This is a genomic window from Streptomyces scopuliridis RB72, assembly GCF_000718095.1.
GTDB lineage: Bacteria > Actinomycetota > Actinomycetes > Streptomycetales > Streptomycetaceae > Streptomyces > Streptomyces scopuliridis.
On record NZ_JOEI01000014.1, the window covers coordinates 140,580 to 166,292 of the forward strand.

At 71.7% G+C, this 25,713-nt stretch carries 25 protein-coding genes and 1 pseudogene; 10 read left to right on the forward strand and 16 right to left on the reverse strand.

The window, feature by feature from the left end:
* Positions 1-41 precede the first annotated feature (41 nt).
* Positions 42-1,202, forward strand: coding sequence for an Mrp/NBP35 family ATP-binding protein (locus IF11_RS0119390; protein WP_051746056.1), 1,161 nt, complete (start codon positions 42-44; stop codon positions 1,200-1,202).
* A gap of 271 nt (positions 1,203-1,473) precedes the next feature.
* On the opposite strand, the gene IF11_RS0119395 is transcribed toward IF11_RS0119390, so the two are convergent.
* The 5 genes from IF11_RS0119395 to sigE all read right to left on the reverse strand — a co-directional run bounded on the left by IF11_RS0119395 (position 1,474) and on the right by sigE (position 6,355).
* Positions 1,474-2,139 carry a hypothetical protein gene (locus IF11_RS0119395; protein WP_030352904.1) on the reverse strand — a complete coding sequence of 222 codons (666 nt, stop codon included), beginning with the start codon at positions 2,137-2,139 and terminating at the stop codon, positions 1,474-1,476.
* A 115-nt stretch (positions 2,140-2,254) separates the two neighbouring features.
* Complete coding sequence (locus tag IF11_RS0119400) at positions 2,255-2,743, reverse strand: sec-independent translocase (RefSeq protein WP_030352905.1); 489 nt, start codon at positions 2,741-2,743, stop codon at positions 2,255-2,257.
* Positions 2,744-2,836: 93 nt separating this feature from the next.
* Complete coding sequence (locus IF11_RS0119405; RefSeq protein ID WP_030352906.1) at positions 2,837-4,624, reverse strand: S1C family serine protease; 1,788 nt, start codon at positions 4,622-4,624, stop codon at positions 2,837-2,839.
* Between the two features lie 88 nt (positions 4,625-4,712).
* Positions 4,713-5,600, reverse strand: coding sequence for an anti-sigma factor family protein (locus IF11_RS0119410; RefSeq protein ID WP_030352907.1), 888 nt, complete (start codon positions 5,598-5,600; stop codon positions 4,713-4,715).
* Positions 5,597-6,355, reverse strand: coding sequence for an RNA polymerase sigma factor SigE (sigE, locus tag IF11_RS0119415; RefSeq protein ID WP_193564040.1), 759 nt, complete (start codon positions 6,353-6,355; stop codon positions 5,597-5,599). The genes IF11_RS0119410 and sigE overlap by 4 nt, the downstream gene beginning before the upstream one ends.
* A 141-nt stretch (positions 6,356-6,496) precedes the next feature.
* Between sigE and IF11_RS0119420 the strand changes: the two are divergent.
* Positions 6,497-7,163: pseudogene (locus IF11_RS0119420) on the forward strand (O-methyltransferase).
* 120 nt (positions 7,164-7,283) lie between these two features.
* On the opposite strand, the gene IF11_RS39025 reads toward IF11_RS0119420, so the two are convergent.
* Complete coding sequence (locus IF11_RS39025) at positions 7,284-7,451, reverse strand: DUF3117 domain-containing protein (protein WP_003966491.1); 168 nt, start codon at positions 7,449-7,451, stop codon at positions 7,284-7,286.
* 312 nt (positions 7,452-7,763) lie between these two features.
* On the opposite strand from IF11_RS39025, the gene chcB reads away from it, so the two are divergent.
* The gene (gene chcB, locus IF11_RS0119430) at positions 7,764-8,567 is read left to right on the forward strand and encodes a 2-cyclohexenylcarbonyl CoA isomerase (RefSeq protein WP_030352910.1); all 804 of its coding nucleotides are present in this window, start codon (positions 7,764-7,766) and stop codon (positions 8,565-8,567) included.
* A gap of 19 nt (positions 8,568-8,586) precedes the next feature.
* Here the strand turns inward: chcB and IF11_RS0119435 are convergent, their stop codons facing one another.
* The gene (locus IF11_RS0119435; RefSeq protein WP_030352911.1) at positions 8,587-9,198 is read right to left on the reverse strand and encodes a DNA-3-methyladenine glycosylase I; all 612 of its coding nucleotides are present in this window, start codon (positions 9,196-9,198) and stop codon (positions 8,587-8,589) included.
* The gene (locus tag IF11_RS0119440) at positions 9,195-9,635 is read right to left on the reverse strand and encodes a DivIVA domain-containing protein (protein WP_051746057.1); all 441 of its coding nucleotides are present in this window, start codon (positions 9,633-9,635) and stop codon (positions 9,195-9,197) included. The genes IF11_RS0119435 and IF11_RS0119440 overlap by 4 nt, the downstream gene beginning before the upstream one ends.
* Before the next feature lie 77 nt (positions 9,636-9,712).
* Here IF11_RS0119440 and folP point away from each other — a divergent pair, with 77 nt between their 5' ends.
* Positions 9,713-10,585: a dihydropteroate synthase gene (gene folP / locus IF11_RS0119445; protein ID WP_030352913.1), complete on the forward strand. Its 873-nt coding sequence runs from the start codon at positions 9,713-9,715 to the stop codon at positions 10,583-10,585.
* 143 nt (positions 10,586-10,728) lie between these two features.
* Positions 10,729-11,772 carry a tetratricopeptide repeat protein gene (locus tag IF11_RS0119450; RefSeq protein WP_030352914.1) on the forward strand — a complete coding sequence of 348 codons (1,044 nt, stop codon included), beginning with the start codon at positions 10,729-10,731 and terminating at the stop codon, positions 11,770-11,772.
* Here IF11_RS0119450 and IF11_RS0119455 read toward each other — a convergent pair.
* Positions 11,750-12,499: an LOG family protein gene (locus tag IF11_RS0119455; RefSeq protein ID WP_030352915.1), complete on the reverse strand. Its 750-nt coding sequence runs from the start codon at positions 12,497-12,499 to the stop codon at positions 11,750-11,752. The two genes, IF11_RS0119450 and IF11_RS0119455, sit on opposite strands and share 23 nt — an antisense overlap.
* A gap of 128 nt (positions 12,500-12,627) precedes the next feature.
* On the reverse strand, positions 12,628-13,707 hold the full coding sequence (gene dapE / locus IF11_RS0119460; protein ID WP_030352916.1) for a succinyl-diaminopimelate desuccinylase: 1,080 nt from the start codon (positions 13,705-13,707) through the stop codon (positions 12,628-12,630).
* A gap of 81 nt (positions 13,708-13,788) precedes the next feature.
* On the opposite strand from dapE, the gene IF11_RS0119465 reads away from it, so the two are divergent.
* Together IF11_RS0119465 and IF11_RS0119470 are read left to right on the forward strand one after the other, a co-directional pair.
* The gene (locus IF11_RS0119465) at positions 13,789-14,772 is read left to right on the forward strand and encodes a hypothetical protein (RefSeq protein WP_037728073.1); all 984 of its coding nucleotides are present in this window, start codon (positions 13,789-13,791) and stop codon (positions 14,770-14,772) included.
* A 288-nt stretch (positions 14,773-15,060) separates the two neighbouring features.
* Complete coding sequence (locus IF11_RS0119470) at positions 15,061-15,507, forward strand: hypothetical protein (RefSeq protein ID WP_030352917.1); 447 nt, start codon at positions 15,061-15,063, stop codon at positions 15,505-15,507.
* 102 nt (positions 15,508-15,609) lie between these two features.
* Here the strand turns inward: IF11_RS0119470 and IF11_RS0119475 are convergent, their stop codons facing one another.
* Positions 15,610-16,704, reverse strand: coding sequence for a bifunctional succinyldiaminopimelate transaminase/glutamate-prephenate aminotransferase (locus IF11_RS0119475; protein ID WP_030352918.1), 1,095 nt, complete (start codon positions 16,702-16,704; stop codon positions 15,610-15,612).
* Between the two features lie 75 nt (positions 16,705-16,779).
* Positions 16,780-17,100 carry a ferredoxin gene (gene fdxA, locus IF11_RS0119480; protein WP_003985062.1) on the reverse strand — a complete coding sequence of 107 codons (321 nt, stop codon included), beginning with the start codon at positions 17,098-17,100 and terminating at the stop codon, positions 16,780-16,782.
* A gap of 140 nt (positions 17,101-17,240) precedes the next feature.
* Here fdxA and IF11_RS0119485 point away from each other — a divergent pair, with 140 nt between their 5' ends.
* Positions 17,241-18,254 (forward strand): GNAT family N-acetyltransferase, encoded by a 1,014-nt coding sequence (locus IF11_RS0119485; protein WP_030352919.1) that lies wholly within the window; start codon positions 17,241-17,243, stop codon positions 18,252-18,254.
* Positions 18,255-18,271: 17 nt separating this feature from the next.
* Positions 18,272-19,102 carry a transglutaminase family protein gene (locus IF11_RS0119490; protein WP_030352920.1) on the forward strand — a complete coding sequence of 277 codons (831 nt, stop codon included), beginning with the start codon at positions 18,272-18,274 and terminating at the stop codon, positions 19,100-19,102.
* A 140-nt stretch (positions 19,103-19,242) separates the two neighbouring features.
* On the opposite strand, the gene IF11_RS0119495 is transcribed toward IF11_RS0119490, so the two are convergent.
* From IF11_RS0119495 to IF11_RS0119510, 4 genes are all read right to left on the reverse strand, one after another.
* Positions 19,243-21,306: a hypothetical protein gene (locus IF11_RS0119495; RefSeq protein WP_051746058.1), complete on the reverse strand. Its 2,064-nt coding sequence runs from the start codon at positions 21,304-21,306 to the stop codon at positions 19,243-19,245.
* Positions 21,307-21,501: 195 nt separating this feature from the next.
* Positions 21,502-21,912 (reverse strand): DUF6113 family protein, encoded by a 411-nt coding sequence (locus tag IF11_RS0119500; protein WP_030352922.1) that lies wholly within the window; start codon positions 21,910-21,912, stop codon positions 21,502-21,504.
* The gene (mshB, locus tag IF11_RS0119505; RefSeq protein WP_051746059.1) at positions 21,909-22,850 is read right to left on the reverse strand and encodes an N-acetyl-1-D-myo-inositol-2-amino-2-deoxy-alpha-D-glucopyranoside deacetylase; all 942 of its coding nucleotides are present in this window, start codon (positions 22,848-22,850) and stop codon (positions 21,909-21,911) included. The genes IF11_RS0119500 and mshB overlap by 4 nt, the downstream gene beginning before the upstream one ends.
* 142 nt (positions 22,851-22,992) lie before the next feature.
* Positions 22,993-23,187, reverse strand: a complete 195-nt coding sequence (locus IF11_RS0119510) for a hypothetical protein (protein ID WP_030352924.1) — start codon at positions 23,185-23,187, stop codon at positions 22,993-22,995.
* A 165-nt stretch (positions 23,188-23,352) separates the two neighbouring features.
* Here IF11_RS0119510 and IF11_RS0119515 point away from each other — a divergent pair, with 165 nt between their 5' ends.
* Complete coding sequence (locus IF11_RS0119515) at positions 23,353-25,584, forward strand: prolyl oligopeptidase family serine peptidase (RefSeq protein WP_030352925.1); 2,232 nt, start codon at positions 23,353-23,355, stop codon at positions 25,582-25,584.
* Positions 25,585-25,713 lie beyond the last annotated feature (129 nt).

The following is a 25,713-nucleotide window of genomic DNA, read 5'->3' on the forward strand; positions in this document are numbered from 1 at the left end:
GGGCTTTCCCGAGCCGGTACGGATCGCCGTACCATCTCGGTATGGCTACCGACACGTACGGAACCGCCGTCCCCGCGGAAGAAGCGGTGCGCGAAGCGCTGGCGACGGTGAACGACCCCGAGATCCACCGGCCGATCACCGACCTCGGCATGGTCAAATCGGTGGATATCGGTGCGGACGGTGCGGTGGCCGTCACGGTCTATCTGACGGTTTCCGGCTGCCCGATGCGCGACACGATCACGCGGAGCGTGACCGACGCGGTCGCCCGGGTCGCGGGTGTCACGCGGGTGGACGTCACGCTGGACGTGATGGGCGACGAGCAGCGGCGCGCGCTGGCGGCCTCGCTGCGCGGCGGCACCGCCGAGCGCGAGGTGCCGTTCGCCCAGCCGGGCTCCCTGACCCGGGTGTACGCGGTGGCGTCGGGCAAAGGCGGTGTCGGCAAGTCGTCGGTGACGGTCAACCTGGCCGCCGCGATGGCGGCCGACGGGCTGAAGGTCGGTGTGGTCGACGCGGACATCTACGGGCACAGCGTGCCCCGGATGCTCGGCGCGGACGGCAGGCCCACCCAGGTCGAGAACATGATCATGCCGCCGTCGGCGAACGGCGTGAAGGTGATCTCCATCGGGATGTTCACCCCGGGCAACGCGCCGGTCGTCTGGCGCGGTCCCATGCTGCACCGCGCGCTCCAGCAGTTCCTCGCGGACGTCTACTGGGGCGATCTGGACGTACTGCTGCTCGACCTGCCGCCGGGCACCGGCGATATCGCGATCTCCGTGGCGCAGCTCGTGCCGAACGCCGAGATCCTGGTGGTCACCACCCCGCAGCAGGCCGCTGCCGAGGTCGCCGAGCGGGCCGGCTCCATCGCCGTACAGACCCATCAGAAGATCGTCGGTGTGGTCGAGAACATGTCGGGCCTGCCGTGCCCGCACTGCGACGAGATGATCGATGTCTTCGGCACCGGCGGCGGCAAGCTGGTCGCCGAGGGGCTGACGAGGACGACCGGCGCCGAGGTGCCCGTGCTCGGCGCGATCCCGATCGACGTACGGCTGCGGGAGGGCGGCGACGAGGGCAAGCCCATCGTGCTCTCCGACCCCGACTCGCCGGCCTCCACCGCGCTGCGCGGGATCGCGGGCAAGCTGGGCGGCCGGCAGCGCGGTCTGGCGGGCATGTCGCTGGGGATCACCCCGCGCAACAAGTTCTGAGCCGGGCCCGGACTGCTCAACCGGACTGCTCAACAGGTAAGGGGCGGCCGCAATGGGCGGCCGCCCCTTACCCGTTGTTCTCGCAAGCGTGGTTCTAGGGCCTGTCTTCAAAGTAGCGCCGTCCGCCCGGAGGGCGGGCCCGGCGGCGTCCGGTGCGTGCGATCGCAAGGCGGAGGGTCGCCCCAGTACTGGACGTACTGGGGTGATCCCGACAACGCCGCGAGCGTGCGTACCGGGCGTCGCCGGGCAGGCGGGACTTTGAAGACAGGCCCTAGGGTGCGTACGTCCTGATGTCCTCGATCACCGAGAAGCCGAGGCCATAGGCGCTCATCCCGCGCCCGTACGCCCCGAGGTGCACCCCGCGGCGCGCCGAGCCGGCCAGCACCCAGCCGAACTCGGACTCGCGGTAGTGGAACGGCGTCGGCTCCGCGTCGACCGGCAGCGAGAGCGTCGTCCACTCGGGCCCGTCCAGATCGTCGGCCAGCTCGAACGCGGCCTCCGTCTGCTGGTCCAGCCAGTTGTCGCGCAGCGCGTGGTCCAGCTGCGGGGGCCAGGTGAAGGCCAGCAGCCCCGAACCGGCCAGCCAGGCCGCGGAGGAGGCCGTGGTGGCGTCCAGGTGACCGGTACCGTCACCGGTGCGCCGTTCGGGGCTCGTGGCCACCGTCACGACCACTACGAAGCGTTCTCTGTCGGCGGCCGGAGCCTCGGGTCTTATCGACGGCTCTTCACCGTGGCCCGTGGCGCCGTGCCGCACCGTTCCGTCGGCCGTCGCACCGACCTGCATGAGCCAGCGCGGCCCGGTGAAGGCGCCGTCCAGTCCGTACCAGGGAAACGGCGCCCGCAGATAGCCTTCGACCGTACGCAGGGCGGCCGCCCCTCCTCCGGCCTTGGCTGAGCCGGCCGCGTCCCGCGTGCCTGCCCGACTCGTCGTCTCCATCTGCCGGCGCCTCCTCGATCGTGAGCGTCCGGAGCGGCGCGCCCCCGACGGGCGCCTCACTGCCGGACAGTTGGAGGATAGCCACCACGTCCCGACTCGGAGGGATTGGTCGTACTCAGGTGGCGTCTGCGTCGAAGGGCGGACGTTCGGGCTGAGTGGGCTTTTCGCGCTTCTTGACCAGGTCGGGGATGGTGGAGGAGCCGTTCGCGGACGACCCGATCGCAGCGGAGCCATTCGTGGACACCGGCGTCGCGGGAACGTCCGCGTCGGATGTGCTCTCCGTGCCGTTCACCGCGTCCGCGACCTCGTTCATCTCCTTGCGGAGGTCGAAGCTGCTGCGGATCTCCTTCAGCCCCAGATCGTCGTTGTCCATCAGCTGCTTGCGGACGAACGTCTTGGGGTTGAGGTCCTCGAACTCGAAGTCCTTGAACTCGGGACCCAGCTCGGAGCGGATGTCCTCCTTGGCGCTCTCGGAGAACGCGCGGACCTTCCTTATGAAGCCGGAGACATCCTGGATGACCTTGGGCAGCTTCTCGGGACCGAAGACGATCACGGCGAGGACCGCGATCGCGATCACCTCAAGGGCGCCAATGTCATTGAACACGTGCTGCTCCTCGGGTGGATCGAAGGTAGGGCGAGGTCCGGGCCGCTCCACGGTACCTGCCGGAACTGTCCGGGCGGTACCTTCGGGTGGCCGTCAGGTGCCGTCCGCGGAGCCGAGAGTCAACTTCATGGTCCGCTCTTTACCTCCGCGGCCCAGGGTCAGCTCCAGCCGGTCGCCGGGGCGGTGGGCGCGGATCTTGACGATCAGCTCCTCACCGCTGTGCACGCGCTGGCCGTTCACTTCCGTGATGACGTCCCCTGGCTTGATGCCGGCCTTGGCGCCGGGGCCGCCCGCGGTCACGGCGGGACCGCCGTCGGCGGCCTTGTCACCGACCCGGGCGCCGTCGCCCGCGTACTCCATGTCGAGGCTGACGCCGATCACGGGGTGGGTGGCCTTCCCGGTGTTGATCAGCTCCTCGGCGACGCGCTTGCCCTGGTTGATCGGTATCGCGAAGCCGAGGCCGATGGAGCCCGACTGGCCGCCGCTGAGGCCGGTGCCGCTGTCCGCGGCGCGGATCGCGCTGTTGATGCCGATGACCCGGGCCCGGGTGTCCACCAGCGGGCCGCCGGAGTTGCCGGGGTTGATCGGGGCGTCCGTCTGGAGCGCGTCCACGTAGCTGATGTCGCTGCCGTCGCCCTTCTCACCGCCCGCGGTGATGGGGCGCTGCTTGGCGCTGATGATCCCGGAGGTCACCGTGTTGGACAGATCGAAGGGGGCGCCGATGGCCACGACGGGATCGCCGACCTGGACGCTGTCGGAGTTGCCCAGCGGGAGCGGCTTGAGCCCGGAGACGCCGGTGACCTTGACGACGGCGAGGTCGTAGCCGCTGTCCTTGCCGACGAGCTTGGCCCTGGCGGTCTGGCCGCCGCTGAACGTGACCGATATCTCGCCGGAGGAGGAGGCCGGCTGGACGACATGGTTGTTCGTCAGGATGTGGCCCTGCCGGTCGAGGACGAAGCCCGTGCCGGTGCCCTGCTCGCCGCTGCCGCTGACATGCAGGGTGACGACGCTGGGCAGCGCGCTGGCGGCGATGCCCGCGACGCTGTCGGGCGCGCGCCCGCCGGCTTCCGCGTCGGCCTGCGGGAGTTCGACGCTGGTGAAGCCGCCGTTGCGTTCGATGTACGCGCCGACCGCCCCGCCGAGGACACAGGCGGCGAGGGCCAGCGCCCCGGCGGCGACGAGCCCGGCCCGCCGGCCGCGCCGCTTGCGCGGCTCGCCGTACTGGGTCAGGGGCTGCTGCCCCGGCGCGTTCCAGGGGTCGTACCGGAGCCACTGCGAGGACTCGGGCCCGCCGGGCGTCTGAGCCTGGGCGTGGCCCTGGGACTGCGGCGGGGGCACGGGCAGCGGCAGGGGCTGGTGGTGCGACTGATGAGGCTGGGTGTGCGGCTGCTGCGGGATCTGGACCTGCGGCGGCGCCTGGTGCGCGGGCGGCGGCATCGGCGTGCCGTGCGCGGGCGTGGGGCGCTGTACCGGCGGAGCGAGCGCCCACGGGCCGGGTCCGCCGTAGGGCGGTGTGCTGTAGGCGTCGGGCTCGTGCAGCGGCTGCGGACGCCCCTGATGAGGCGTCGGGACCGCGTCGGCGGCCGCCGGAGCCGGGTCAGTGGGTACGGGAGCCGGGCCGGCGGGCGCCGGAGCCGCATCGCCGAGCGCGTGAGCCGGGCCGACGGGCACGGGAGCCGGGTCGCCGAGCACAGGAGCCGGGCCGACGGGCACGGGAGCCGGGCCGACCACCGCTGACGGCTCGTCAGCGACGGGGGGCGGCTGCGCCGTCACCTCGTCGCTCCGGGCCGGAGGCACCCCGGACCCCTGCGGTAGCGCGCCCTCCGCCGAGGGACGGCTCCACCACTTCGCCTTGGGTCCGGTCGGCTTCCCGTCGTCCATGCTCTCCCCGCAACTGCCGTTCCGCGCCCTGACGGGCACCCCTGCCAAAGATTCAACCAGGTTTACGGATGTCCGCGCAGGGGGCCGCTCAGCGCCTGGCGGAAAGGGGCGCGCCGGGCAGCGTCGGGGCGGCCAGCTGGGTGGGGTTGGGGGTGGCCGTGGGGCTGATCCCGGACGCCTCGTCGATCTGGAGGGCCGAGCCCGTGGGCTGGATCAGCAGCGCCGGGGACGGACCGACCAGGACGCCCGGCGAGAAGGAGCGCTCGGCGAGCGTCTGTGTCTCGAACACGCCGCGAGGGGCCCCGGGGGCCGGACGGTCGGCGGACCGAGACAGCGCTCCGCTGCCGCCGCCCTGACGACGGGAGGACTCACCGCCGACGGCGGCCGGGCCCGCGGTACCGGGGGCCCGCATGGGGGTCACATTGTTGCCCGCGCCCCGCGGCAGGGCATCGGCGGCCGTACCGAGCGGCATCGTCCCGCCGAGGGCCATCGCGGCGAACGACACCGCGCTGGCGGCGGCGAAGGCGAACCGCTTGCCGCGCCACGGCGACCGCTCGGCCTCCTGGCGTCCGACCTCATGGATCCGGAAGCCGGAGCCGCTGGGCAGTACGGCGGCATGGGCGCCCGCCGGGACATAACCGAAGCCGTCGGTGCGGACGCCGAAAACGCCCTCACCGAAGCGCCCCCCGTCGAAGAGCCCTTTTCCGTTGTCGTCGTCACCTCCCCCGGATCCGGGAAGGCCGCCCGGCAGCCCCTGAAGTCTGGCGAGCAGCCCGGCGGAGGGCGGCGGCGGAGCGGACTGGGCGAACACACTCTTCAGCCGGCGCTGAGCGTCGGCCTCCGCCTTGCACTTGGCGCAGGTGGCGAGATGGGCCAGCACGCGCTCGCGCGCGTCATGGTCCAGTTCCCCGTCCACCAAGGCGGCGAGTCTGTCCCCCAAGTGCTGCTCGGCGGGGGTGGGGCTTGTGCCACTCACGCCGCTCCGCCCTCCCCGGCCACGCTCACGAAGGCGCGCTGCTCGGCCCTGGCCTCGGGGGAACGGTGCTGGAGAGCCTTGCGCAGATGCGAACGACCGCGGTGGATCCGGCTGCGTACGGTGCCGAGCTTCACACCGAGCGTGGCCGCGATCTCCTCGTACGAGAGCCCCTCGATGTCACAGAGCACCACGGCGGCGCGGAATTCGGGCGCGAGGGTGTCCAGCGCCTGCTGGACGTCCGCGTCGAAGTGCGTGTCGTGGAAGACCTGCTGCGGCGACGGCTCACGGCTGGGCAGCCGCTCCGCCGCGTCGTCACCGAGCGCGTCGAACCGGATCCGCTGCTTGCGCCGGACCATGTCGAGGAAGAGGTTGGTGGTGATGCGGTGCAACCAGCCCTCGAAGGTGCCAGGGGTGTAGGTCGACAGCGAGCGGAAGACCCGGACGAAGACTTCCTGGGTCAGGTCCTCGGCGTCGTGCTGGTTGCCCGTGAGGCGGTAGGCGAGGCGGTAGACGCGTCCGCTGTGCGTGCTGACGATCTCCTCCCAGCTGGGAGGCGTCCACGCCTGCGATTCCGCATCCGATGCGAAGGTCGCGGTAACTGCGGAGTCGGTGGAGCGAGAACGGTCAGCGGTGTTGGTCACGGATTTCGGCTTGCCGGCCGACCTGAGAAAGCGCGTCAGCACTCCTCCCCGATCCACAGGCTCAGCCGCACCTCCCCTATCGGCTCTGGTGGTGTCCAGTGGAGCCCCTACCATAGCCACTCCGCCCGTTAGCTCCGGATAAGAATCTTTACGTGAATTTAGGCCCGCTCGCAGGTCTTGATCCAGGTGTTCCCCGCTTCTTCTTAACGCGCGGTCCCATCTGCGGGTTCCCGGGCGCAGCGGATACAGTCACCGTTGCGCCGCCAACGGGGACAAGGAGAGGGTCATTACCGCCAACCGGCAGACGAGCTGGGCGTTCGCCGACGCCTTTGTCGCCGAGGACGAAGCACTGCTCTGGGCCCGGGACCGGGCCCGGGAGACAGGGCTCCGCTCGGTGTCACCAGGCACCGGCGCCGCGCTGCGTCTGCTCGCTGCCACCCTGGACGCGAAGGCGGTCGCCGAGATCGGCACCGGCACCGGCGTCTCGGGTACGTATCTGCTCCAGGGCATGCGGCCGGACGGCGTCCTGACCACGGTCGACACCGAGCCCGAGCGCCAGCAGTTCGCCCGGCAGGCATTCCGGGCCGCGGGCTTCGCGGGGAACCGCGCGCGGTTCATCCCCGGCGGCGCCCTGGACGTACTGCCCCGGCTCGCGGACGGCGGTTACGACCTCGTCTTCTGCGACGGCGACCGGCTGGAGTGCCTCGACTATCTCGCTGAATCGTTGCGGCTGCTGCGCCCCGGTGGCCTGGTCTGTTTCGAGGGCGTCTTCGCGGGCGGCCGGACGGTGGACTCGGCGGCCCAGCCCGCGGAGGTGCTGAGGCTGCGGGAGCTGCTGCGGACCGTACGGGAGAGCCAGGAGCTCCAGTCGACGCTGCTGCCGGTGGGCGACGGCCTGCTCTGCGCGATGCGACGCGGCTGACGTCCCGGAAGCCGGCGTCCCGGAAACAGAGCTCTGCCCCGGCACGGACGTATCCGTACCGGGGCAGAGTTCTGTCTGTCCAGAGGTGACCGAACACCCCGGAGACTGTGAGCGCTCCGCTCAGCCGACGACCTTCTTCAGAGCGTCGCCGAGCGCATCCGCCTCGTCCGGAGTCAGCTCGACGACAAGCCGACCGCCGCCTTCGAGCGGAACGCGCATGACGATGCCCCGCCCCTCCTTGGTCACCTCGAGCGGGCCGTCGCCCGTTCGCGGCTTCATGGCCGCCATGCTCGTTCCCCTTCCTGAAACCAGCTCATCGCAGCCGGCGGCCCCATGACAGGCGCTGTGTCACCGGCATCGAACACATTGCTTCCAGCCCATTATCCCGCATGGCGGGACCCGATGACCAACATCGGACGGCATCGCTTGCGCAACGCGCTCTCGCAAAACCCCTCAATTCGGCGATCCGCCTGCGATACTTCGCCGCCGTACGCTCCACCGGGGCCCGACTTTCTTAGACGCAGGTCACATGCCCGGCGTCGGCGATCTCCGCCATGCTGGGGCCGGACAGGACTGCCCGAGCCGCGAAGGGGACCGATCATGGCCGACACCGTGCTGTACGAGGTGGCTGACGGACTCGCAACGATCACGATCAACCGGCCCGAGGCCATGAACGCAATGAACGTCGCCGCCAAGGTCGCGCTCCGGGACGCGCTGCTGGCGTCCGCCGCCGATCCGGCCGTACGGGGTGTGCTGCTGACCGCCGCGGGCGACCGGGCGTTCTGTGTCGGACAGGACCTCAAGGAGCACACCGCGCTGCTCGAAGCGGACCGGGCGGCGGGCGGCGGCGACACGATGAGTACCGTGCGTGAGCACTACAACCCGATCCTGCGGGCGATCACCGAAATGCCCAAGCCGGTGGTGGCCGGTGTCAACGGGGTCGCGGCGGGCGCGGGCCTCGGGTTCGTCCTCGCGGCGGACTACCGGGTCGTCGCGGACACGGCAGCGTTCAATACGTCCTTCGCGGGGGTCGCGCTGACCGCGGACTCCGGGGTCTCGTGGACGCTGCCGCGGCTGGTGGGCCGGAGCCGGGCAACGGATCTGCTGCTCTTCCCGCGGTCGGTACCGGCCCGTGAGGCGCACGAATGGGGTCTGGTGAACCGGCTGGTGCCGGCCGCCGACCTGGCGGCCGAGTCCGCCGCCGTGGCCCGCGCCCTGGCCTCGGGCCCGACGCTCGCCTACGCGGCGATCAAGGAGTCCCTGGCGTACGGAGCGGGGCACTCACTGGCCGAGACCCTGGAAAGGGAGGACGAACTCCAGTCGCGGGCGGGCGCGTCGGAGGACCACACCATCGCCGTGCGCGCGTTCCTGGCGAAGGAGAAGCCGCAGTACGTCGGCCGTTAACGCCGGGTCCCGGCCCCCCTCAGCCCCGCGCCGTACCCGCGCTCGCGACGCTGTCCCGCACGAAGCAGTCCGCCAGATGATCGTTCACCAGACCGCACGCCTGCATCAGGGCATAGGCGGTCGTGGGGCCGACAAAGCGGATTCCGGCCTTCTTGAGGGCCTTGGAGAGCGCCGTGGACTCGTCGGTGACCGGCGGTACGTCGGCGGCCGTACGGGGGGCCGGGCGCTTCGCCGCGTCCGGTGCGTACGACCAGATCAGCGTGTCCAGCTCGCCCGCCGGCCACTCCGCCAGGACGCGCGCGTTGGCCAGCGTGGCGTCGACCTTGGCGCGGTTGCGGATGATGCCCGGGTCGGCGAGCAGCCGCTCCCTGTCCGCGTCGGTGAACTCCGCCACCGACGCGATCTTGAACGAGTCGAAGGCACTGCGGAAGCTCTCGCGCCGGCGCAGGATCGTGATCCAGGACAGCCCGGACTGGAACGCCTCCAGACACAGCCGCTCGAACAGGGCGTCATCGCCATGAACCGGGCGGCCCCACTCGGAGTCGTGGTACGCGACGTAGTCCTCGGCCGACAGACCCCACGGGCAGCGCGGCTTCCCGTCCGGCCCCGTCACCACAGCGCCCTCGCTCACCGGCCGGTCTCCTCTCCGGGCTTGTCGAAGAGGTCCCCCGGCTTGTCGAGGAGGTCTCCGGGCTTCTTGAAGAGGTCGGGCGAGGAGACCGCGGTGGCCTGGACCCCGGCGAGCGCCGACTCCAGCTCCGCGATCCGCGCGTCCCGCTCCGCCAGCTCCGCGCCGAGCCGGCCGAGCACCTCGTCCACCTCCGCCATCCGGTACCCACGCACCCCGACCGGCAGCCGCAGCGCCTCGACATCGGCGCGGCCGACGGGGCGGGTCAGCGGCAGGGGATCCACCAGCCGTTCCGGAGCGGCCTCCGGCAGGAGCGCGCGATCGCCGCCGCCGACGACCGCGAGCGTGACCGCGGCGACGACCACGACCATCGCGATGAGCAAGAACAAGAACACGAGCTTCTCCCCGGGCAGGAAAACGTCCGGTGCCGATCGTGCCATGCCCCACTGACAGCCGGGGCCGTCCGCTCCGGGACGACTAAGGTCGCAGGCGGACGGACACGAGGAGGAATCAGGGGATGCGCAGCGGGACTCTGCGGCTGGGACGTCGGGAATTCGACGCGCGTGAGCCGGTGATCATGGCGATCGTCAACCGGACCCCGGACTCGTTCTACGACCGGGGCGCGACCTTCCGCGATCAGCCCGCCCTCGACCGGGTGGAGCGTGCGGTGTCCGAGGGGGCCGCCATCATCGACATCGGCGGGGTGAAGGCGGGGCCCGGCGAGGAGGTCACGGCCGAGGAGGAGGCCCGCCGTACGGTCGGCTTCGTCGCCGAGGTGCGCCGCCGACATCCCGATGTGGTGATCAGCGTCGACACCTGGCGGCACGACGTCGGTGAGGCGGTCTGCGAGGCGGGCGCGGATCTGCTCAATGACGCGTGGGGCGGGGTGGACCCGCGGCTGGCCGAGGTCGCGGCGCGGTACGACGTGGGGCTGGTCTGCACGCACGCCGGAGGGGCGGAGCCCAGGACCCGGCCGCACCGGATCGCGTACGACGATGTGATGGCGGACATCCTGCGGGTCACCCTCGGGCTCGCCGAGCGCGCCCTGGAGCTGGGCGTCCGCCGGGACCGGATCATGATCGACCCCGGCCATGACTTCGGCAAGAACACCCGGCACTCCCTCGAAGCGACCCGCAGGCTGGGCGAGATGACGGAGACGGGCTGGCCGGTGCTGGTCTCGCTCTCCAACAAGGACTTCGTCGGCGAGACGCTCGACAAGCCGGTCAAGGAGCGGCTGACCGGCACCCTCGCGACGACCGCCGTATCGGCATGGCTCGGGGCCCGGGTCTACCGCGTCCATGAGGTCGCGGAGACGAAGCAGGTCCTGGACATGGTGGCGGCCATCGCGGGCCATCGTCCCCCGGCGGTGGCCCGCCGTGGTCTGACCTGACCCGTCCCTCCAGGTGATGACCGGAGGTTCCCGCGTAGCCCTTCGGACGGACACCGGAACCCATACGCCGTTGGATTCGCCGCCCTCTCCCCCCGCCGTAGCTTCGTGGTCAAGGCAGCAGATGATCAGGAGGCCGCGGAAACATGTACGGCAAGGCGTTCGCACCCGAATACCAGGGCGAGTTGAAGTCGGCGCTGGGGGTGAATTCCTCGTACGAGGAGGTGCTGGCCACGGCGGGCGCGCTGCGGCGTACGGCCGCCACCCCGCTGGAGGAGGCGCGCGCCTCGCTCGCCGTGGCCGAGGCCAGCCGGCGGCTCGGCAGGGTGGCGGAGGCGGGCGGGGCCTGGCGGGCGAGCTACCGCAGCGCCCGGCGGGCCGGTGAGCCGGGCGCCATGGCGTGGGCCCTGTGGAGCGGCGGCACCCTGGCCAGGCAGTGCGGCACGCTCCCGCTGGCGCGCCGGCTGCTGACGCACGCGTCGGATCTCGCGGCGGGCAGCGGCGACCGGATCGCGCGCGGCTACTGTCTGGCGGGCCTCGCCGAGACCGGCCGTATCCAGGGCGACTACGAGGCCGTGGCCGGTCTGCACGAGGAGTTACTCGCGGAGGCCAGGGCCCACGGCGAGGCCCGGCACATCGTCTGGGCGCTGTCGGGCATCGCGCAGATGCACCGCAACACCGGCGAGCTGGACACGGCGCTGGAGATGTTCGAGGAGTCGGTACGGATAGCCGCCGACGCGGACGACGCCCGGGGCCGTGCCTGGTCCCTGCGCGGGGTCGCGGACATCCTCTCCGCCCAGGGCCACCCCGAGCGGGCCCTGACTTTGCTGTCCGAGGCGGAGGCGATCTGCCGCCGGATGGATCTGGCGAGCGCTCTGGCCTACAACCACAAGATGCGCGGCAATGTCCTCTACCGGGCGGCCCGGTACGCGAGCGCGCGACGGATGTACGCGCGGGCGCTGGCAGAGTTCCGGGCGATCGACGAACGGCGGGGCGCCGTGCTGTCCCGGCTGGGCCTGGTCAAGTCCCGGCACTTCCTGGACCGGCCGCGGGCGCTGACGCTGCGTGATCTCGAAGGTCTGGAGCGCGAGGTGGCGCGGATCGGGCTGCTGCACGCCGGAAAGATGGTCAGTGCTTTCCGGTCGCAGCTGTCGATGGCCCCCCAGGTCAGTTGCGCGTCTCCTTCGTGACGAGCGCGACCGCCTCGTCCACGTCGTCCGTGACATGGAAGAGCAGCAGATCCTTCTCGGACGCCTTGCCCTGGCCCACGACGGTGTCCCGCAGCCAGTCGACGAGGCCGCCCCAGTACGCCGTACCGAACAGGACGATCGGGAAGCGGGTCACCTTGCGCGTCTGGACCAGCGTGAGCGCCTCGAACAGCTCGTCCAGCGTGCCGAGGCCGCCCGGCAGGACCACGAAGCCCTGCGCGTACTTGACGAACATCGTCTTGCGGACGAAGAAGTAGCGGAAGTTCACGCCGATGTCGACATGGGGGTTGAGCCCCTGCTCGAAGGGCAGCTCGATGCCGAGTCCGACGGAGACGCCCTGCGCCTCGCGCGCCCCTCGGTTCGCCGCCTCCATGGCGCCGGGCCCGCCGCCGGTGATCACCGCGAATCCGGCGTCGACCAGCGCGCCGCCGATCCGGATGCCCGCCTCGTACTCGGCGGAGCCCGCCGGGGTGCGGGCGGAGCCGAAGACGCTGATGGCGCTGGGCAGTTCGGCGAGGGCGCCGAAGCCCTCCACGAACTCCGACTGGATACGCATCACCCGCCAGGGATCGGTGTGCACCCACTCCGAGTCGCCCTCGGTGTCCAGCAGCCGCTGATCGGTCGTGCCCGCCTGCACCTGTCCCCGGCGGCGGATCACCGGTCCGAGCCGCTGCTCCTCCGGCTTCCGCTCTCCGTCAGGCATGCCCATGAGCTGCTCCCTCCGCTGCTGTGCGTTTGTTCTGGGCAAGGGTAGGTCCACGCACGTGACAAACGACGAAATTCCGGCAGTCGATCAGACCCTCACTCAGTGAGCGCTCCGCCCGGCCAGGGTGTCCGTCAGCCGGTGAGCCAGTCGCGCAGACGGTTCTCGCAGTGGGTGATCCGCTCGACCGCCACATGTTCGTCGCGCTTGTGGGCGAGCAGCGCGTCCCCGGGGCCGTAATTGACCGCGGGCACCCCGAGCGCGCCGAAGCGCGACACATCGGTCCAGCCGAACTTGGGCTGTGCCGTGCCGCCGACGGCGGCCATGAAGGCGGCCGCGGCGGGGTGCGAGAGACCCGGCAGGGCCGCCCCGGAGTGGTCGTCCACTGTGAACTCCGTCACCCCGCAGTCCGCGAAGACCTCGTGGACGTGGGCGAGGGCCTCCTCCTCGCCGCGGTCGGGTGCGTAGCGGTAGTTCACGACGACCGTGCACGCGTCCGGGATGACGTTGTTGGCGACACCCGCCTCGATCCGTACGGCGTTGAGGCCCTCGCGGTACTCCAGGCCGTCGATCACCGGCCGGCGCGGCTCGTACGCGGCGAGCCGGGCCAGGATCGGCGCGGCGGCGTGAATGGCGTTGGACCCCATCCAGCTGCGCGCGGAGTGTGCCCGCTCACCTGTCGTATGGAGGAAGACCCGGAGCGTGCCCTGACAGCCGCCCTCGACCTCGCCGTCGGAGGGCTCCAGCAGGACCGCGAAGTCGCCCTCCAGCCAGTCGGGATGGGCCTCTGCCATATGTCCGAGACCGTTGAGATGTGCGGCGACCTCTTCGTTGTCGTAGAAGACGAAGGTGAGGTCGCGGTTGGGCTCGGGGACGGTCGCCGCGATCCGCAGCTGTACGGCGACGCCCGACTTCATGTCGCTCGTACCGCATCCCCACAGCACCCCGTCGTCGTCCAGCCGGGAGGGCACGTTGCCGGCGATCGGGACGGTGTCGATATGTCCGGCGAGGATGATCCGCTCGCCACGCCCCAGCCGGGTCCTGGCCACCACGTTGTTGCCGTAACGGTCGACGGTGAGATGCGGCAGCGCCCGCAGCGCCTCCTCGATCGCGTCGGCGAGGGGCTTCTCCTCGCCGCTGACCGACGGAAAGTCGACCAGGCGGGCGGTGAGCGCCGGGGCGTCAAGAGTGAGGTCGAGCACGTTCTCAGACATGGTGGTGACCCTAACGCCCCTCCCGGCGAGGAGCCGGGCGTCGGCGCCGTCCGCCGTCACCGCCTCCAGTACGGTGGCCTCGTGTCCGAGACCGCCTCCCCCTTCCGTCGCGGCCGCCTCCTGCGTATCGCGGCCGCCCTCGTCGTGCTGCTGGCCCTGGCCGCGTATGTGGTGGTCCAGTACGTGAGCGGTGGCGGCGGCCCCCCGCGCTGTCTCGTGCGCGCCGCGGACGCGGCGGGCGGCGACAGCCCCACGTACGAGATGACCCCGGAGCAGGCCGAGAACGCCGCGACGATCGCGGCGGTGGGCAGCACCCGCGGGCTGCCCGAGCGGGCGGTCACGATCGCGCTGGCCACCGCCCTCCAGGAGTCCGCGCTGCGCAATCTGGACCATGGCGACCGCGACTCGCTCGGCCTGTTCCAGCAGCGCCCCTCGACGGGGTGGGGCACCGAGACGCAGATCCAGGACCCGGTCTACTCGGCGGGCCAGTTCTACGACCATCTCGTCAAGGTGCCCGGCTACTCGCGGCTGCCGCTGACCGAGGCGGCCCAGCGCGTCCAGCGCAGCGGCTTCCCGCAGGCGTACGCGAAGCACGAGCCGGACGCCGCGCTGCTGGCCGCGGCCCTCACCGGCCGGTCCGCCGCCACGCTGACCTGTACGGCGCCGAGCGGCGCCGAGCCCGGGGACCCGGCGAAGGTACGGGCCGCGCTGGTACGGGACTTCGGGGCCGAGGTGCTGCCCGGCACCGACGCCGCGGGCCGGGCGGGGGCCTCGGGCACGGCCGCCGAGGTGTCCGTGCCCGTACCCGCCACGACCGGCGGTTCGGAGAGCGGCGGCTCCTCGTCGCTGCGCGGCTGGGAGCTGGCGCACTGGGCCGTGGCGCAGTCCACCGCCCTGCGTATCGACGAGGTCAGCTACGCGGGCCGGGTGTGGAGCGCGAAGAACACGCGCTCGGCGAACAAGGGCTGGCAGCGGACCCGCGCCTCGGAACAGAGCGCGGGATCGGGCGCCGGATCGGGCGCGGATTCAGGACTGGCGGAAGTTCGAATTCGCACTGCGCAGTAGTACGGCGGCGTCACCCGAACGGGCGAGTCCGCACCGCTCCGCACCGCATTTCTTCCGATGATTGTGCCGCGCGCCCCTGATCCGGCGTTTCCCTTGGGAACACAGGGGAGTAACGGTTCGGCAGGGCCGCCGCCACGGGATCGTTTGCCCGTTTTTATCCGTAGCCGATAATGCGACGCATTACCAACTCTTTACCCTTGCCCGCCGCAACCTCCGCCGCCCTTTGAGGGGTTGTCACTACGTCCGATCGACGGACAAGCACTGTTTCTCTCCCTTCAAAGGAGCATCATGTCCCTCCCTCTGACCCGTCGGATCGCCCGTGCCGCCCTGCTCGTCGCCGCGGGCGCGGCCCCGGTGATCGGTGCGGCCGGCGCGGCGAACGCGGCGGCGCTCCCGCAGGCCACCGACCTGGGTGCGGTGAGCGCGCTGGACGGCGCCGCCGTGGGCGACACCGTCGACGGCGGTGCCCAGAAGGCGACCGGTGTGGTGGGCGACGCCGGCAGCAAGGCCGTCCAGAAGGGCGTCCCGGCCGCGGGCAAGACCGTCGGCAAGGTCGGCAAGACGGCGACGCCCGCCGTGCAGAAGGCGGCCGGTGACACCGCGGGCAGCGCCGGTCAGCTCCTGGGCGACACCGCCGCCTCCGCCACCTCCGCCACGGAGGGCGCCGCGCCGGCCGGCGGGCTCGGTGGCGGCCTGCCCACCGGCAAGCTGCCGGTGTCGCTGCCGCTCGGCTGACACGCGCGCACGCGCACGCACGCGCGTCGCGACAGCGGACGAGGGGCCCGGGAAGCAGTCGCTTCCCGGGCCCCCTCGCGTGTCCTGTGCGGTACGGGCGGCTCAGCCCAGCCGCTTGACCGCCGCCTCGACGCGCTCATCGGTGGCCGTGAGCGCCACCCGTACATGCCGCTCCCCCGCGGGCCCGTAGAAGTCGCCGGGCGCGACCAGGATGCCCAGCTCCGCGAGGTGCGCCACGGTGTCCCAGCACGGCTCGTCGCGCGTCGACCACAGGTAGAGGCTCGCCTCGCTGTGGTCGATACGGAAGCCGTGCGCCTCCAGCGCGGCACGCAGCGCGCTACGGCGGGCCGCGTACCGCTCCCGCTGTTCCCGTACGTGCGTGTCGTCGCCGAGCGCCGCGACCGTCGCCGCCTGCACCGGCGCCGGGGTCATCATCCCGCCGTGCTTACGGATCTTCAGCAGCTCGCCCAGGACGGCCTGGTCGCCCGCCAGGAAGGCCGCGCGGTAGCCGGCGAGGTTGGAGCGCTTGGAGAGCGAGTGGACGGCGACGATCCCGTCGTACGAGCCGCCGCAGACGTCCGGGTGCAGTACCGATACCGGCTCGGCCTCCCAGCCCAGCTCCAGGTAGCACTCGTCGCTGAACAGCAGCACGCCGTGCTCGCGCGCCCAGGCGACGATCCGGGTCAGCTCCTCCGGCGCCAGGACGGCTCCGGTCGGGTTCGACGGCGAGTTGAGCCAGAGGAGCTTCAGCCCGGCGGGGTCGAGCTGCGTAGGGTCGTCGTACGGGACGGGCTCGGCGCCGCAGAGCCGCGCGCCCACCTCGTACGTCGGGTACGCGAGCCGCGGGAAGGCGACGCGGTCGCCCGCGCCGAGGCCGAGCTGCGTCGGCAGCCAGGCCACCAGTTCCTTGGAGCCGACCACCGGCAGCACGTTCGCGTGCGTCACGCCGCGCGCGCCGAGCCGCCGCTCCACCCATCCGGTCAGCGCGTCCCGCAGCGCGGGCGTCCCCCACACCGTCGGATACCCGGGTGAGTCTGCGGCCTCGACCAGGGCCCGCTGGATCAGTGCCGGGACGGGGTCGACGGGGGTCCCGACGGACAGGTCCACGATCCCGTCCGGATGGGCCGCCGCCGTGGCCTTGTAGGGCTCCAGCTTGTCCCAGGGAAAGACGGGAAGACGCGAAGAGACTGCGGACACGTGCTCACTCTTTCTCGTGTGCCAAACACCGCGGTCCCGTACGGCGAGGAGCCGTACGGGACCGGGGGCGCGCTGTCAGCCGTTCTGGGGCGGCAGCGCGGCGATGAAGGGATGGTCCCGCTCGATCAGACCGAGCTTGGAAGCGCCACCGGGCGAACCGAGCTCGTCGAAGAACTCGACGTTCGCCTTGTAGTAGTCCTTCCACTCCTCCGGGGTGTCGTCCTCGTAGAAGATGGCCTCGACCGGGCAGACCGGCTCACAGGCTCCACAGTCGACGCATTCGTCCGGGTGGATGTACAAGGACCGTGAGCCCTCGTAGATGCAGTCGACCGGGCACTCCTCGATGCACGCCTTGTCCTTGACGTCGACACAAGGCTGCGCGATGACGTAGGTCACGCTGTCGTTCCTCCTCGATAGGGCGCGGCGGGCCGATCTGCGGCTCCGTCCACGGGCGCGCGGGAGCGCGGCGTCGTCGATGCCCGCATCTAGTATCTCCGTTCTTGGGCGCGATCCGAACAGGAGGGGCGTACAGAGCTGTGGAATTCACTGCGGGCGGACGGTTCGAGGTCCGTCTGACACGGGCTGACGTGGGCAAACGTGTATCAGTCAGACAGTTGACCGGCAGCGGGGCGGGTGGTGAGAAGTTCACCGACACGGTGGGCGTTCTCACATCCTGGGACGGAGGTGTGCTGCTGATCACACGGCGCACCGGCGAAAGCGTCCGCGTCCCCGAGGCGGCCCTGGTCGCGGGCAAGGTGGTGCCGGCGGCTCCGGCCAGGCGCCGGGGGCCCTCGGCGTCCTTCGAGGAGCTGGCCGGGGTCTGCGCCCGGTCCTGGCAGCCGGTGGAGAGCGAGCCGCTGGGCGAATGGCGGCTCAGGGCGGCCTCGGGCTTCACCCGCCGGGCCAATTCCGTGCTGCCCCTGGGCGATCCCGGGATGGAACTGGACGAGGCGCTGACGCGCGTACGGCGGTGGTACGAGGAACGGGGGCTGCCCCCGTACGTACAGGCCGCGACCGGCGCGGAGGGTACGCAGGAGCGGCTGTGTGCGGAGCTGGAGCGGCGCGGCTGGCGGCCGGAGGTGACGGCCGAGGTACGGATCGCCGCGCTCGCGCCGCTCGGGGACCGTGACGCCGATGTCTCCCGGGTCGCGCTCGGCCGGGGCGTCGACGAGACCTGGCTCCGGCGTTACCAGCGGTCCGGTGTGCCGGGGCCCCATGTGCTCCACGTACTGAACAGCGGTCCTTCGGTGTGGTTCGCCACCGTGCCCGGGGAGCCCGGCGAGGATGGGGAGCCGGGCGTACCGGCGGCGATCGGCCGGTGTGTGGTGGACGGACGCTGGGCGGGGTTCATGGCGGTGGAGGTCGACCCCGCCTGCCGACGCCAAGGGCTGGCCACCGCCGTCATGACCGCGCTCGCCCGGCGCGCCCTGGAGGAGGGCGCGTCCGCCGCCTGGCTCCAGGTCGAGTCGGACAACGAGGGCGCGCGGGCGCTGTACGACGCCATGGGCTTCGCCCTTCACCACCGCTACCACCACTTCCGATCGCCCTGAGCGGGTACGAGGCCGATATGCGACCCGAATCCGAGGACGTGCGCCGTAGGTTCGCCGAGGAGGCCCGCGCCGACCGTCCCGATCTGGCCACGCTCTGTCTGCTGGTGGGAGCGGAGGCCGATCCCGCCCTGGGCGAGGCCGGTATCGACGCGGCCCAGACCGAGCTGGACCGGCTGGCCGGGCTGCTGCCCTTCGGGGTCCTCGGCGCGCGCGCCTGGGCGGTCGCGCTGGCGGAGCTGCTGGGCGAGCGGTGCGGTTTCGAGGGCTCTCCGACGGAGTACCAGCGGCTGGACTCCTCGCTGCTGCCCGTGGTGCTGCGGCGCAGGCGCGGGCTGCCCATCCTGCTCTCCGTGGTGTGGATCGAGGTCGCGCGCCGGGCGGGCGCGCCGGTGTACGGGGTGGCCCTGCCCGGCCATTTCGTGGTCGGCTTCGGCGATCCCGGGGAGCGCGTCCTCGCCGATCCCTTCGGCGGTGGCCGGCTGCTGACGGGCACGGACGCGGAGCTGCTGGTGACCGGTACGACGGGCGAGGCGCTCGTACCGGCCATGCTTGCCCCCGCCGACCCGCTCGACATCGTCCTGCGCGTCCTGAACAACATCCGCGCCTGGGCCGCGCCCCGCCCGGAGCGCACCGATGTGTCGCTGTGGGCGGTCGAGCTGTCCCTGCTGCTGCCCTCACATCCGGCCAGACTGCGCTACGACCACGCTCAACTGCTCGTACAGCGCGGGGAGTTCCGCCGGGGGGCGGCGGAGATGGACGAGTACGCGCGGGTGGTGGACGCGGTGGAGCCGTCGACGGCGGAGGCGATCCGGCGCAAGGCGCGGGCGGCGCGGGCGATGCTGAACTGACGGGCGTCTCCGGGGATGACGGGCGTCATCCCCGGGACCCGCCTGACGGATTTCTAGTGCCGTGACCGGCAATGTTTGCCCCGAAGGAGCGTCGTCCAGTGCGTACGATCGCAAGGCGGCCGGGAGCCCTTGTAGCGGAGCTACCAGGGCTTTTGGCCAACGCCGCGAGCGTGCGTGATGGGCGACGCGACGGGGCAAAGCTTGCTGTTGTAGACCTCGACGAGCTTTCCGTCGACGGCCTTCATGGAGAGGATCTTGGGCAGCGACTTCGCGGGACCGAACTGGATCTGCTTGCCGCCCGCCTTGATGGTGATCAGGTCGGACATCGCGGGCTTGGCGAACTCGTTCATCGCCCGGTCCAGCTCGGCCTGACCGACCGTCGGCTCGCGGGTGACAACGGGCAGTTCCACGTTGTTGATCTTGCCCGTCTGGACCTGGGCGCGGTAGGCGTCCCGGGTCGAGATGATCGAGTGGTTGACGTCCAGCGCCTTGCCGGCCTTGCCCGGTACGGCGACGGCCTTGCCCGGCTCGAACTTGATCGTTCCCTCGCTCGCCGAACCCGAGACGCCCGCCAGATCGGTGAGCGCGGCGGTCAGCTTCTCATCGTCGACGGGGATCACCGGCTGGGCGACCCTGGCGCCGCCGAAGAGCGAGCCGATCACCGACACCGGGTTGTAGTCGCTGCCTGCCGCGGCGCGGACGGTGGCCTGGCTGTCGAGGCTGAGTCCCGCCTTGTCCGGGGCGAGCTCCTCCGTCTTGCCGCCGATGCTGAGCCGCAGCGGCGCGGCGGCCCGCTCGCCGAGGGCGGTGTCGAGCTTGTTGACCGCCTCGTCGCGGGTGCCGCCGCCGATGTCGACGCCGAGGACCGTGGTGCCCTTGGGCACATCGGAGTGGTTCATCAGCAGGCCGGCGCCGTAGACGCCGCCCGCGGCCACGACGACCAGGACACCCAGGAGCGTGAGCTTGGAGCGGCCCTTCTTCTTGGCGGCCGGGGCCGCCGGGGTGGCGGTACGCGCCGGGGCCGGGGCCGTGCCCGACGGCGGGGCACCCTGAGACGAGCCGACCGGGCCGGGGAAGTCCGGCACCGAGAAATCGTGGTCCTGACCGAGCGCGCCGGGGCCGTGTGCACCAGGACCGGGCGCACCAGGGCCGGGGCCGTCGGGCCTGGGGCCGGGGCCGGAGTGCGGACCGCCCTGCGGACCCGAGCCGGGGAACGGCGAGCGGTGCTCCGCCGGCACCACGGGGATTCCGCTGGTGAGCGTGTCCCCGGAGACATGACCGCCGGGTCCGGGCTCGGCGGCGGGCTGCTGCGGTGTCAGTACGGCCGTGTCGTCGGACATCCGCGGCGGACCGACCTGGCCCGCGCCCGGCGGGGTGCTCAGGGACGACGGCGGGGTGCCGAGCGACGCGCCGCCGGTGACCGGACCGCTGGTCGGACCGCTGGGCCCGCCTCCGGGAGGCCGGATACCGAGCGCCGGCGTGGTGGGACCGCCCGACGTGAAGTCCGTACCGGAACCGCCGGGCGCGAAGCCGTTGGAGCCCGGGCCCTGAGGACCGGAGCCCTGAGGACCGGAGCTCTGGGACCCGGCGCCGGACGCGAGATCGCTGAGCGCGCTGCGCGGAGCGCCGCCGTTCTGCGACTGCCCGCCGCCCGGGTAGTACGGCGACTCCGAGGAGCCGTGGTCGGCCGGCCGCGGAGCGGTGGTGCCCGCGACGGCGGCGGCGCCCGCGCCGAGACCCGCGCTCATCCCCGCGGCCGTACCGGTGCCCGATGTCGCCGACCTGCGTGGCGCGAACCAGTCGCTCGTGGATCTGTCCTCGGCCTGCGGCTCCTCCGCCGCCTCGGCCTCTCCGGCGTCGGCGGTGTCCTGGGACGCGTCGGGCCCGGGGATGCCGCCCGTGCGCTCGGCGACCGGGACACCCCGGCCGTCGGTGCTGTCGGCGTCACCCATGGGTGTGCGCATCACGACGGGCGGGATCGGCCGCGAGCCCGGGATGTTGATCCGGATACGCGTGGTCAGCGTGGTCTCGGTTCTGGGCTCGTCCGGCTGCGGAGCGGGCGCGGTTTCCGTCTCCTCCGGAGCGTCCTGCTGGGGGTGCAGCGACGGATACTGGCGGGATCCGTACGGCGGTGTCCCCGAGGGGTACGCGGCTCCGCCGCGCCCCTGGGGCCCGGAGGACGAACTGTCAGTTTCACGACTCAAAGCAGGTTCTCCCGGTTGGCTCCGCCGCCCGTTCTTACTGGTACGAAACTGTTCAGGTTCCCCATGCCGGAGGCGGGGGGAAGGCCCGGAGCGCGCACCACCATACTGGCCTCGGCCGACAGACACCCGACGGCCGTACGAAGCGATGCTCCGCCGACCGTACGGACATGGTCAATTCAGCAGCAGCCGGGCGCGTCACTTCTCAAGTCGGCCGGACTTCGGGCCCGGTTGCGGCAACCGCGACATCGTGGCACACATCACAGCCACCAACATGCCGCCCAGCAGATAGACGAGCGGTCCGATGCCCGCGGCGAAGACCGCGTCACCCTCGGGGCGGCCCAGGCTGAGGAAGATGGCCGCGAGCAGCCAGCCGGCCGCGGGCGCCCCCACGCCCAGCTGGGTGCCGGTGAGATACAGCCCGCCGAAGAAGAGCCCGGCCGTGGCGAGCAGGGCGAGCAGCAGCCCGCCGGGAACCCAGCCGCCCTGGACGAGCGAGCCCGCCGTACCGACGAGCACACCGAGAACGAACAGTGCGAGATACGTGGCGATACGCCCCGGTCTGGGGCGACTCGCGAACATCCCGCCGGACTGCCCCTGCCCGCTCATCCGTTCGCCCCGTTCACACTGTTCGCGCCGTTCACACCGTCACCCTGGACAGCTCCCGCGACTCCCGCGAAGAGATCGTTCTCACGTTCACCGGCGGGCGCCCCGGACGTGCCGTGCACCAACTGGTAGTACTCGGCGGCGAAGATCGGCTGCCCCAGATCGTTGGAGAGCGCGAAGAAGGGCCCGTCCACGGCGATTTGGGTGGCGTGGGCGCGCATCGCCGCCGCCTTGCGCTCCCTGTACGGGGCGCCGTCGATCGCGGCGCTGATCTCCGCGTCGTCGATCACGCCCGGAATGTCCTCGATCGCGGCGACACCGGGGAAGTCGGCCCCGGCCGCCCGCAGCCGGGCGAAACCCTCTTCGGCGACCGAGCGCGGTACGCGGTTCCAGTAGATCTTGCCGATGGTGTGCGGGGCGCCGAGGCCGGGCCGGAAGGCGGGCTCGGCGGCCAGCGCGGCGCCGCGCATGGCGACGCGGTGGGCCTGGATGTGGTCGGGGTGGCCGTAACCGCCGTACGGGTCGTACGTGACCAGCACCTGCGGACGCACCTCCCGGATCACCTCGACGAGGTACGCGGCGGCGTCGTCGACGGGCGTGTGCCAGAAGGCGCCCTCGCGGTCGTTCTGCTCCAGGCCCATCATCCCGGAGTCCCGGAATCTGCCGGGGCCGCCGAGAAAGCGGTGGTCGGTGACGCCCAGCTCGCTCATCGCCGCGGCGAGTTCACCGATGCGATGGGCGCCGAGACGGTCCTCGCGGTCGGCCGCGAGATGGGCGAGTTCGGGCGGGATGACCTCTCCCTCCTCACCGAGGGTGCAGGTCACCAGCGTGACCAGGGCGCCCTCGGCCGCGTACTTGGCCATGGTGGCGCCGTTGTTGATCGACTCGTCGTCCGGGTGCGCGTGCACCAGCAGCAGACGGCGGGCGGGTAGATCGGTCATGGGGACAGCCTACGAGCCGGCACCCGGAACCCCTCGGCCAGTGGGCGACGGCGACGGCCGAGGGGCGGTGGGCAGGGGGCGGTGCCGGATATGGCCGGACTTCAGGGCATGGTGAAGTTGGCCGGAAGAGAGCGGAAGATGGCTAGAACTTGATCCCGCCGATCATCCCTGCCACGTTTGTGGTCAGTTCGCTGATGGTGGGAGCGATGGATGAACTGGCGATGTAGAACCCGAGCAACATGCAGACCACCGCGTGTCCGGCCTTCAGTCCGGATTTCCGGACCAGCAGGAAGACGACGATCGCCAGCAGCACCACCGCCGAAATCGAGAGTGCCACGGCGGTTCACCTCCATAAATATTCAGTCGGAAAATCGCAGCATGCATGTGCCCGGCGGATTCATACCCACCTAACGCTACGGATCATAACTATCCGTGCGGACGCATTGATCGGTGCACGGCAGCACACTGGGGGCGCACGGCCCTCGCCCAGTAGGTTCGTTCCATGACCTTGAGGCAACAGCTCTCGTTCCCGCGCCAGCACGCCAGGACTCAGCGCTTCACCCTCGGCGCCCCACGCGCGTTCACGGTGTCTCCCGACGGCGCGCGGGTGACCTTCCTGCGGTCCGCCTCGGGCACGGACCGGGTGAACAGCCTCTGGGTACTGGATCTTGAGGACTCCGCCACTGGCTCCGTTGCCGGTGCCGGTTCCGGCGCCGGATCCGGTGAGGGGCGCGAGCGGATCGCAGCGGATCCCGCCGTACTCCTGGGCGGCGCCGCCGAGCGGCTCTCCCCCGAGGAGCGGGCCCGGCGCGAGCGGAGCCGTGAGGGCTCGGGCGGCATCGTCGGCTACGCGGTGGACGGCGCGGGGCAGTTGGCCGCGTTCGCACTCTCCGGACGGCTGTTCGCGGCCGAGCTGCTCGCCGGGACGACCCGCGAACTGCCCGTACGGGGACCGGTGATCGACCCGCGGCCCTCGCCGGACGGGCGCCATGTCGCGTATGTGGCCGACGGCGCCCTCCGCGTGATCGGCGCGGACGGGGAGCGCGACCGCGAGCTGGCGGGGTGCTCGGCGGACGAGGGCGAGGACATCAGCTACGGCCTGGCGGAGTTCATCGCCGCCGAGGAGATGAGCCGCACCCGCGGCTACTGGTGGTCCCCCGAGTCCGACCGGCTGCTCGTCGCGCGCGTCGATACGGCGCGGGTGCGGCGCTGGTGGATCTCCGACCCGGCGCACCCGGAGCGGGAGCCCGTGAAGGTCGCCTATCCGGCGGCCGGCACCCCCAACGCGGACGTACGGCTGTTTCTCGTCGACCTGGAGGGGCCGGGCGGCGCCGAGGGCGCGGACGCGGCGGAGGGGCCCGGCAAGGCGCGTACAGAGGTCGTCTGGGACCGGGCACGCTACCCGTATCTGGCCCGGGTGCACTGGTCGGCCGCGGGCGCGCCCCTGCTGCTCGTCCAGAGCCGTGACCAGCGCGGCCAGCTGTATCTGGCGGTGGACACGGCGACCGGCGCGACCAGGACCGTGCACCGCGACGAGGATCCCGCCTGGCTGGAGCTCTTCGCCGAGCTGCCCGCCTGGGCGCCGGACGGACGGCTGGTACGGATCGCCGACGAGGGCGGCGCGCGGGTCCTGATGGTCGGCGACCGGCCGCTGACCGGGCCGCAGTTGCATGTCCGGGCCGTGCTGGACATCGGCGAGCACGATGTCCTCGTCTCGGCGTCGGCCGGCGAGGAGGCGGCCGGTCCCGAGACCGGCGAGATCCATGTGTACCGGGTCAACGAACTGGGCGTCGAGCGGCTCTCGGAGGGCGCGGGGGTGCACTCCGCCGTACGTACCGGCGACGTGACCGTACTGGTCTCGGCCCGGCCCGACACCTCCGGAGCGTCCGCGCAGGTGCTCAGGGACGGCAAGCGGCTCGCCGCGGTCGCGTCGTACGCCGAGCAGCCGGTGCTCACCGCGCGGCCGGAGCTCACCGAGGCGGGCACGCACCGGATTCCGTGCGCCGTGCTGCTCCCGACCGGTTACCAGGAGTCCGACGGCCCGCTTCCGGTTCTGCTGGACCCGTACGGGGGCCCGCACGGGCAGCGCGTGGTGGCCGCGCAGAACGCGTATCTCACCTCGCAGTGGTTCGCCGACCAGGGGTTCGCGGTGATCGTCGCCGACGGCCGCGGCACGCCGGGCCGTTCGCCGGCCTGGGAGAAGGCGGTCAAGCAGAATCTGCTGCTCAGCCTGGACGACCAGATCGAGGCGCTGCACGCCCTCGCCGAGCGGTTCCCGCTCGATCTGGGGCGGGTGGCGATGCGTGGCTGGTCCTTCGGCGGCTATCTCGCCGGGCTCGCGGTCCTGCGCCGCCCGGATGTCTTCCACGCGGCGGTCTCCGGCGCTCCGGTCACCGATCTGCGGCTCTACGACACCCACTACCAGGAGCGGTACTTCGGCGGTGGCCCGCAGGAGGTGCCCGAGGTCTACGCCAGGCACTCGCTGGTCACGGACGACGGGCTCTCGGCGCCGGAGAGTCCAGCACGCCCCCTGATGATCATCCATGGGCTGGCGGACGACAATGTGGTCGTGGCACACACTCTCAGGCTCTCCGCGGCCCTGCTCGCGGCGGGGCGGCCCCATGAAGTACTGCCGCTCACAGGCGTGACCCATATGACACCGCAAGAAGAAGTGGCCGAGAATCTGCTGCTGCTCCAGGTCGACTTCCTCAAGAGGTCGCTAGGCATGGGCTGAGCACGGGCGACCGGCCGGGACCCTGGGAGTCCCGGCCGGTCTACGGCACCCGCACGGCCGTACGCTGTTCAGCCTGACGCGTTCGTATATCGGTGACGGGTCCGCCAAGTTGCCTGCGTGTTAACGAAA